Origin of the sequence: Muriicola sp. (assembly GCF_049669965.1) — a bacterium.
Taxonomy (GTDB): Bacteria; Bacteroidota; Bacteroidia; order Flavobacteriales; family Flavobacteriaceae; genus Muriicola.
Genome location: NZ_JBATLB010000180.1, coordinates 1 through 8,693 on the forward strand (window position 1 = coordinate 1; position 8,693 = coordinate 8,693).

Annotated in this window: 8 protein-coding genes; 5 read left to right on the forward strand and 3 right to left on the reverse strand. The window is 42.1% G+C overall.

The annotated features are described in order from the left end of the window. The 4 genes from eno to ctlX form a co-directional block, all read left to right on the forward strand. Nucleotides 1-635: phosphopyruvate hydratase (gene eno, locus WBM49_RS09840; RefSeq protein WP_424371880.1), on the forward strand; the 635-nt coding region annotated here is incomplete at its 5' end. A 416-nt stretch (nucleotides 636-1,051) separates the two neighbouring features. Further along, the gene (locus WBM49_RS09845; protein WP_424371881.1) at nucleotides 1,052-2,335 is read left to right on the forward strand and encodes a citrate synthase; all 1,284 of its coding nucleotides are present in this window, start codon (nucleotides 1,052-1,054) and stop codon (nucleotides 2,333-2,335) included. A 12-nt stretch (nucleotides 2,336-2,347) separates the two neighbouring features. Next, a complete protein-coding gene (locus WBM49_RS09850; protein WP_424371882.1) occupies nucleotides 2,348-3,262 on the forward strand; it encodes a dimethylarginine dimethylaminohydrolase family protein in 915 nt (304 codons plus the stop codon). 97 nt (nucleotides 3,263-3,359) lie between these two features. Then, nucleotides 3,360-4,301, forward strand: a complete 942-nt coding sequence (gene ctlX, locus WBM49_RS09855; RefSeq protein WP_424371883.1) for a citrulline utilization hydrolase CtlX — start codon at nucleotides 3,360-3,362, stop codon at nucleotides 4,299-4,301. A 33-nt stretch (nucleotides 4,302-4,334) separates the two neighbouring features. Here the strand turns inward: ctlX and WBM49_RS09860 are convergent, their stop codons facing one another. Together WBM49_RS09860 and WBM49_RS09865 are read right to left on the reverse strand one after the other, a co-directional pair. Continuing rightward, a complete protein-coding gene (locus WBM49_RS09860; protein WP_424371884.1) occupies nucleotides 4,335-5,765 on the reverse strand; it encodes an SDR family oxidoreductase in 1,431 nt (476 codons plus the stop codon). Nucleotides 5,766-5,768: 3 nt separating this feature from the next. After that, nucleotides 5,769-6,194 (reverse strand): hypothetical protein, encoded by a 426-nt coding sequence (locus WBM49_RS09865; protein ID WP_424371885.1) that lies wholly within the window; start codon nucleotides 6,192-6,194, stop codon nucleotides 5,769-5,771. Nucleotides 6,195-6,310: 116 nt separating this feature from the next. On the opposite strand from WBM49_RS09865, the gene argS reads away from it, so the two are divergent. Next, complete coding sequence (gene argS / locus WBM49_RS09870) at nucleotides 6,311-8,098, forward strand: arginine--tRNA ligase (RefSeq protein WP_424371886.1); 1,788 nt, start codon at nucleotides 6,311-6,313, stop codon at nucleotides 8,096-8,098. A 52-nt stretch (nucleotides 8,099-8,150) separates the two neighbouring features. Here the strand turns inward: argS and WBM49_RS09875 are convergent. Next, nucleotides 8,151-8,693: bacteriorhodopsin (locus WBM49_RS09875; protein WP_424371887.1), on the reverse strand; the 543-nt coding region annotated here is incomplete at its 5' end.

An 8,693-nucleotide genomic window follows, 5' to 3' on the forward strand; every position in this document is an offset into this window, starting at 1 on the left:
CTATTGCCAAGGCAGTAAAAAAGGCTGGCTACACCCTTGGAGATGATGTTATGGTGGCTTTAGACTGTGCTGCTGCCGAATTCTACGTGAACGGAAAGTACGATTACACTAAATTTGAAGGAGATAAGGGAGCGATCAGAAGCTCGGAAGAACAGGCTAAATACCTGGCTTCACTTTGTGAAAAATACCCCATCATTTCCATTGAAGACGGGATGGACGAAAACGATTGGAAAGGATGGAAGATACTTTCTGATTTAGTTGGGGATAAAGTTCAGTTGGTTGGGGACGATCTCTTTGTGACCAACGTAACCAGACTTTCAAAAGGAATAAAAGAAGGTATTGCTAATTCCATTTTAATTAAGGTGAATCAGATAGGAACCTTGACCGAGACCATTGCAGCCGTAAACATGGCAAAGAATGCCGGCTATACCAGTGTAATGTCTCACAGATCTGGCGAAACCGAAGACAATACCATTGCAGATCTTGCTGTAGCACTAAACACCGGGCAGATCAAAACTGGTTCGGCCTCACGGTCTGACCGAATGGCAAAATACAATCAATTGTTGCGCATTGAGGAAGAATTAGGTTCTGTTGCTTATTACCCCGGCTTGCAGGCTTTTAAAGTGGGTCATTGAGGTTAAATAACGTAACTGAACGCCTTTTGTGTTGAAAAAGATATACAGGAGGCTGACAAGGCAGGGCGCCTGACCGGGATCTTAATCAAGAGCAATTACAGGAATATACGGGTAACCCAACACGATCTTATTTTCAAGAGTGCCGTAAAAGCTTTTTTAAGATGCCTTCAGGAGGAGGTTTTGGAAGTTTATCAGCACCAGCCAATGCTAAAAGAATGCGTTTTACCTGGAAAAAGTCGGTAGACAACTACTATAAAATACACTGTAATATTGATAAATAACAGTCCATAGATTGTGCTGTAACATCAATTTTAATTTTCCATCAGAACCATTGATAAAGAGCTTGTCTTAATTGTGAAGGCCGTGCCTTTTTCTTATCTTTATAACACTTTCAAAATAATTCCAAAATCATTTTCATGAAGGACAAAGCAATTCTAGAGTACGAAGGAAAAAAATACGAATTCCCGGTAGTAGAGGGAACCGAGAATGAACTGGCCATAGACATTAAAACACTGCGATCTTCTACAGGTATGATCACCCTTGATCCCGGATATAAGAATACAGGATCTTGTGAAAGTGCCATTACGTATCTGGATGGTGAAAAAGGTATTTTAAGGTACAGAGGTTACAACATTGAAGAACTTGCAGAAAAAGCAGACTTCCTGGAGGTGGCCTATCTTTTGATTTTTGGGGAATTGCCAGATAAAGAAGAGCTAGAAAGGTTTCATGACGACATAAAGCAGGAATCGCATGTAGATGAGGAAATGAAAAAGATCCTGGATGCCTTTCCAAAATCGGCGCATCCTATGGGCGTTCTCTCTTCTTTAACCAGCGCACTGATCGCCTTTAACCCTACCTCTGTTAATATATCCTCTGAAAAGGAAATGTACCATGCCATTGTGAGAATTATGGCCAAATTCCCGGTGTTGGTAGCCTGGACAATGAGAAAGCAAAAAGGACTACCCCTGGATTACGGTGATGACTCAATGGGGTATGTGGAGAACCTTCATAAAATGATGTTCAAAAGGCCAAACAAGGAGTATATTAAAAATAAGATCGTGATAGATGCGCTAGATCAACTACTCATCCTGCATGCAGATCACGAACAGAATTGTTCCACATCTACCGTTCGTATTACGGGTTCTTCCCATGCCGGACTCTTCGTTTCACTTTCAGCCGGGATATCGGCTCTTTGGGGGCCTTTACATGGTGGGGCCAACCAGGCGGTTCTTGAAATGCTCGAAGCGATCGAAAAAGACGGCGGTGACACACAGAAATATATGAACAAGGCCAAAGACAAAGACGATCCGTTTCGTTTAATGGGCTTCGGTCACAGGGTATATAAGAATTTCGATCCTCGTGCAAAGATCATAAAACGCGCCGCAGATGAAGTACTTGGGGATCTGGGTATTGAGGACCCAATCTTGTCAATAGCCAAGGGATTGGAAAAAGTGGCTTTGGAAGATCCTTACTTTGTTGAACGAAAATTATACCCCAACGTAGATTTCTATTCAGGGATCATTTACAGGGCCCTGGGAATTCCTACAGAGATGTTTACCGTGATGTTTGCTATGGGAAGATTGCCAGGATGGATCGCTCAATGGCGTGAGATGCGTTTACGAGGGGAGCCTATAGGCAGGCCGAGACAAGTGTATATCGGAGAAAACCAACGTCCTTTTGTTCCTTTAAATAAGCGCTAGAACACCTAACGTATGCTCCAGCTAAATGTCCAAAATGAGACATCTTTATTAAAAGCAGTTGTTCTGGGTACGGCCAAAAGTCCGGGCCCGGTGCCTTTACCAGAGGAGGCTTACGATCCTAAATCGCTAGAGAATATTCTGGCAGGGACCTATCCTAAGGAAGAGGATATGGTTATGGAAATGGAGGCATTTAACGCGGTCCTGCAAAAACATGGGGTCAAGGTCTTTAGACCTGAAGTACTCAAGGATTGTAACCAGATCTTTTCAAGAGATATTGCCTTTGTCATAGAGAATAAACTTATTAAGGCCAATATTCTGCCAGACAGAGAGAAGGAATTTGATGCTATCATCCATGTCCTGGATGTCATACACGATGAAAATATTTTAATACCCCCAAAAGAGGTACATGTTGAAGGAGGTGATGTTATGCCTTGGAACGACTATATCTTTATAGGCACCTACAGTGGAGATGATTATGCCAGTTATATCACCGCGAGGACCAATGTAGCTGCTGTAGAATATCTCAAAGAACAATTTCCTCATAAGAAGATCAAATCCTTCGAACTCCGGAAGTCTAATACCAATCCCAGGGAGAACGCACTTCACTTAGATTGCTGTTTTCAGCCCATTGGGAAAGACAAGGCGATCCTTCATAAGAATGGCTTCCTGGTAGAGAAAGAATACCAGTGGTTGGTAGACTACTTTGGCAAGGATAATGTCTTTGAGATCAGTAGTGATGAGATGTATCAGATGTTTAGTAATGTTTTTTCTATCTCTCCTAAGGTAATCGTGTCCGAAAAGTCGTTTACCCGGCTCAATAAATGGCTCCGCGAGCAAGGCTTTACCGTGGAAGAGGTTCCCTATTCGGAGATTGGGAAACAAGAAGGGTTGTTGCGCTGCAGCACGCTGCCCCTGATCAGAATATAGTACCTTTTTTTATCGTCTTTCCATTTTTATTTTTATAATCCCCGCAAATAAGACCCTTAAAAAGCTATAACTTTACTCCGGTTTTTAACTTGTTCTTATGCAGATCACAAACACAATTTTAATGGTTCGTCCCGTTCGTTTTAGAATGAATGAAGAAACCGCCGTAAACAACTATTTTCAGGAAGATATCGACATAAAGAATCAGACGATCAATCTAAGGGCGCAGCAAGAATTTGACGAATTTGTAAACGCTTTAAGGGCCAAAGGGGTAGAAGTTATTGTAGTTGATGATATTTATGAACGAGATACCCCAGATTCTATCTTTCCTAATAACTGGATCTCTTTTCACGAAAACGGAACCGTAGGATTGTACCCTATGTTTGCTGAGAACAGGAGAAGGGAAAGGCGGGAGGATATACTGGATATTCTGGAAGAAAAAGGCTTTTTAATTGAAGGAGTGATAGACTATACTTCTGCTGAGGAAGAAGGACTGTTTTTGGAAGGCACAGGTAGTATTATAATGGATAGAGAAAATCAAAAAGCCTATTGCGCTTTATCTCCCAGGGCAGACGAAGAACTTTTTATTGAATTCTGTGAGGATATGGAATGTACTCCGGTCATCTTTACCGCCAACCAGCCTGTTGATGGGAACAGAATGCCCATTTACCATACCAATGTGATGATGTGTATTGCAGAGACTTTTGCGGTTATATGTCTGGATGCTATAGACGACAAGAAAGAGCGAAAGAACGTGGTAGATCATTTAAAGAATGACGGAAAAGATATCATTACTATCACAGAGGTACAAGAACAACACTTTGCAGGGAATATGTTACAAGTAATTGGCGCTGATGAAAAGCGTTATTTAGTGATGAGTTCTGCGGCCTTCCATAGTCTTACTCCTTTGCAGCTAAAGGCTATAAATAAATACTGTGAGATCATTCACAGCCCTCTGGATACCATAGAAACGTGTGGGGGAGGGAGTGCACGTTGTATGATGGCCGAGATTTTTCTTCCCCGATCTAACGGTCTTGGATGATCGTATAAACCTGTTGTAACAGAAATAGGGATGCTATGTATTGGTCTTGGCTATGTTTCGGATCATGCCGCCAAAAATAAAATAGTGAAAAGGAACAATTGAATACCAATAAAGCCTGCCTCGCAAGCCTTTAGGCCTGAAAGTTGCGGTTTGATGCAAGATGTCATCCTTATCGATCTTAAATTCTAGCCACGCCTCGCCCGGTAATCGCATTTCAGCAAATAGTAATAGGCGTTTCCCTTCCTTATCGGCCAGCAGTACCCGCCAGAAATCGAGTGAATCGCCGGGATATATTTTGTCCGGATGAGTGCGCCCCCTTCGAAGTCCCACTCCACCGGTTAATTTATCGATAAAGCCCCGGATCTTCCATAGCCAATTGCCATAATACCAGCCCTGTTCACCCCCAATTTTCCAGATGTTCTCCAGCACACCTTCCGGGTCATTAACCTTTAATTTTTTTTCATCTTTTAAGACGCCAAATTTGGGTACCTGAATGTATTTCTCCAGGTTCTTCTGAAAGCGGCCACTCACCATGCTGTCTTTCCAGCTGCTTACTACCAGATTCTGCTCTATTTTTTTAAAGGCCATATCTATGGCCTCCATATACGAATGGGTCTCCAGATCCAATAATTCCTGCAAACGGTTATCCTTGGCCACAACTTCCATTTTCATGCTGTCTACGAGGTTTACAGCTAGTTTGTAGGAAGTAGAGGTCACAAAATACAACCAGTACGAAGAGAGTTTAGGAGTCATGACAGGCACCGTTAAGATCCAGTTTTTAAAACCCCGGGCCTTTGCATACTGATGCAACATTTCTTTATAGGTAAGGATGTCTTTTCCTCCAATATCAAAAGAGTCATTATATGTTTCCTTTTTACCCAACACTCCCGTGAGGAAGTTTATAACATCGCGTATGCCTATAGGTTGTGCCTTGGTAAGCACCCATTTAGGTGTGATCATTACCGGCAACTTTTCACAGAGGTCGCGAATAATTTCAAAAGAAGAACTCCCGGAACCTACAATGATCCCCGCTCTCAGCACAGTGAGTTTAAAAGAGCCCTGATACAGTATGTCCTCTACATTTTTGCGAGACCTAAGGTGTTTGGACAGCTTCTCTTCATTAACGATCCCACTTAAATAAATGACCTGTTCTACAGAACTAGCTTCCATGTAGGTGTTAAAGTTCTCCGCAGAAAGCGCTTCTTTCTCATCGAAATCCTGGGTGGAAGAACTCATAGAATGGATGAGGTAGTAGGCAGCTTCAATATCCTTGGGGAGTACGTCCGGATTAACTTTTTGAAGAAAATCGATCTCTACCACTTCAATCCTGGAGAGTGTTTCATCATCTACAGATAATCTTTTCTTATCCCGAACGGCGCAGACCACTTCATGCCCCAGATCCAGTAGCCTGGGGAGTAAACGCATTCCTATGTAGCCATTGGCTCCGGTGAGTAGAATTTTCATTTTTTATAGGTCTTCTATGGTAGTGGGAGCCGTATCGGTTTTGTAATCCAATAGCTTTTTAAAGAATTTTTGAATCGCCTTAGTATCCGAACGAACTTTGATAAAATAATGATCACGATAGATAGAATACACCGCAAAATCGCCCTTGTAAATCGTGAGCTTATAAAATGGGATGACCAGTGCAAAGGTTTCCAATAGCGACCTGAAGCGTACAATGATGCCTTTTGGTCTTATTTCCACATTACAACTATCCAGATTATTATCCAGGATAAGGAGGTTTCGAATTTCAACGCTTGTTTCCGTTATAAAGAGCTTTGGAGAACCAATTCCGTCCATGGCCCACCGTTCTTTAAGGGTAAAGGGCTTTCCTACCTCCTCATTTATTTTACGGGTTATTTCTTTGTTGTTATAGGATACATTTAAAAGCATATTTCTTCTTTTTCTTTAGCAGCATAAAGTTACCGAAAACAATGGGGAATACAGATTTGAAACACTACAAAAGCACAAAAAATACGTAGTTTTGCAACTTCAATGGAAGTATACTCATGAATATTGAACAAGTACTCAGTTCTAAGGTAAAAGAAGCGATAAAGGAACTTTATGAAGTAGAACTTCCTACGGTAGAATTTCAACCTACCAGGAAGGATTTTGAGGGCGATATAACCATAGTGATCTTCCCAATGCTGCGCTATATAAAAGGAAATCCTGAAAAAATCGGATCTGCCCTGGGCGAATATCTATTAAAGGAGCTTGGCGAGGTGGCTCAATTCAATGTTATCAAAGGTTTTCTGAACCTCAGTATTCAAAATGACTATTACCTGGATGCCTTTGCTGCAATCAGTGCCGAAGAGCACTATGGCATCAAGCAACAAAAAGATGAAGGTGCCGTCATGGTAGAATATTCGTCACCAAATACCAACAAGCCGCTGCACCTTGGACATATCAGAAATAATTTATTGGGTTATTCTGTTGCCGAGATCCTCAAAGCTTCGGGGAAGAACGTTTATAAAACTCAGATCATCAATGACAGGGGTATCCATATTTGTAAAAGTATGTTGGCCTGGAAACTGTTTGGCAATGACGAGACGCCTGCTTCTACGGGCCTAAAAGGAGACAAATTAGTAGGTAACTATTACGTAGCGTTTGACAAGGCCTATAAAAAGGAGATAAGTGAATTATTGGCCAAAGGCATGTCCAAAGAGGAAGCGGAACAAGAAGCACCACTGCTTAAGGAGGCTCAGGAAATGCTACGACAATGGGAGGCAGGAGACCCGGGAGTAGTTTCACTCTGGGAAACTATGAATGCCTGGGTATATGAAGGATTTAAAGAGACCTATAATAATCTTGGGGTTAACTTTGATACGCTGTATTACGAAAGTAATACCTATCTATTGGGGAAGGATGTAGTGGAAGAAGGCCTGCAAAGTGGTGTTTTTTTCAAAAAAGATGATGGCAGTGTCTGGATAGATCTAACGGACGAAGGCCTTGATGAGAAGATAGTATTGCGTTCTGACGGCACGGCCGTTTATATGACGCAAGACATTGGTACGGCAATTCAACGGGTGCGCGACTTTCCGGATATCAATGGCATGGTGTATACCGTTGGGAACGAGCAAGACTACCATTTCAAGGTCTTATTTCTGATTTTGAAAAAACTCGGATATTCCTGGGCCGAGCATCTCTATCATCTGAGCTACGGAATGGTGGACCTTCCCAGTGGAAAAATGAAGAGCAGGGAAGGAACCGTGGTAGATGCAGACGATCTGATCAGTGAAATGACACAAACGGCCGCTAACATTTCCCGTGAACTAGGCAAACTAGATGACTATACCGAAGCAGAAAAAGCAACCTTGTACAAGATCATAGGACTGGGTGCCTTGAAATATTATATTCTTAAGGTAGATCCAAAAAAGAGAATTTTGTTCGATCCTGAGGAGTCGGTCGACTTTCAGGGAAACACGGGCCCGTTTATTCAATACACCTATGCCAGAATACAGTCCATACTGCGTAAGGCCGAAGATGTTGTTGAATTAAAAAAATTTAATAATAAACAAAAAATTGAATTACACTCCAAAGAAAGGGAATTGATAAAATTGTTGCTCGCATTTCCCGATACGATTGTTCAGGCCGCTTCACAGTACAGTCCTGCCCTGATGGCCAACTATACCTATGATCTGGTAAGAGAGTTTAATTCTTTTTACCAGCAGGTATCTATCTTAGGCGAAGAAGATGTCCAGATTAGATCTTTCAGGGTCTTGCTTTCGGAAAAAATAGCAGCAGTGATAAAAACAAGTTTTGGTTTGTTGGGTATAGAAGTGCCTGAACGGATGTAATAAAAAAGACCGCCTTTAAGGGCGGTCTTTTCTTATATAGTAATTAGGAAAACTATTTCTCAGAACTTTGAGCTACAGCCAAGCCGTATACTACAAGTCCAAATCCAATTTTGTTTACAGCATCTCCAATGTTGTAGATCACATCCATATTAAGGCCGGTAAACCATCCTTCGTACCAACCTGGAGTACCTGCCATATATCCCAGAGGATAAATTGCCCATCCTACCAGTACAAACCAGCAAAGTGTTTTGTGGGCACTTAGTACAGCGCCACCGGCTTCTACAGCTAATTTCTTCGCTTTTCCGAACCAGATGTCGTAAACAATTACGAAATAAGCCGCACCGGAGATAAGACCCCATAACCAGGCGTTGTCCCTGTCAACAGCTTCACCCCAGTACCCTGTAACTAACATGATTACTGAAAGAGCGATCAATCTCCACATTAGGGATTTCTTGGCTCCAGCCACTTTAAGGATTAAAAAGAATTCCACGCACAGTAGCGGCACAGTTAATACCCAGTCAACATAACGGAAGAATGTAGGGGATTCAGCGAATCCTGCCCAGTAATCCCTCATGTACCAGTAGTGTACTGCAGC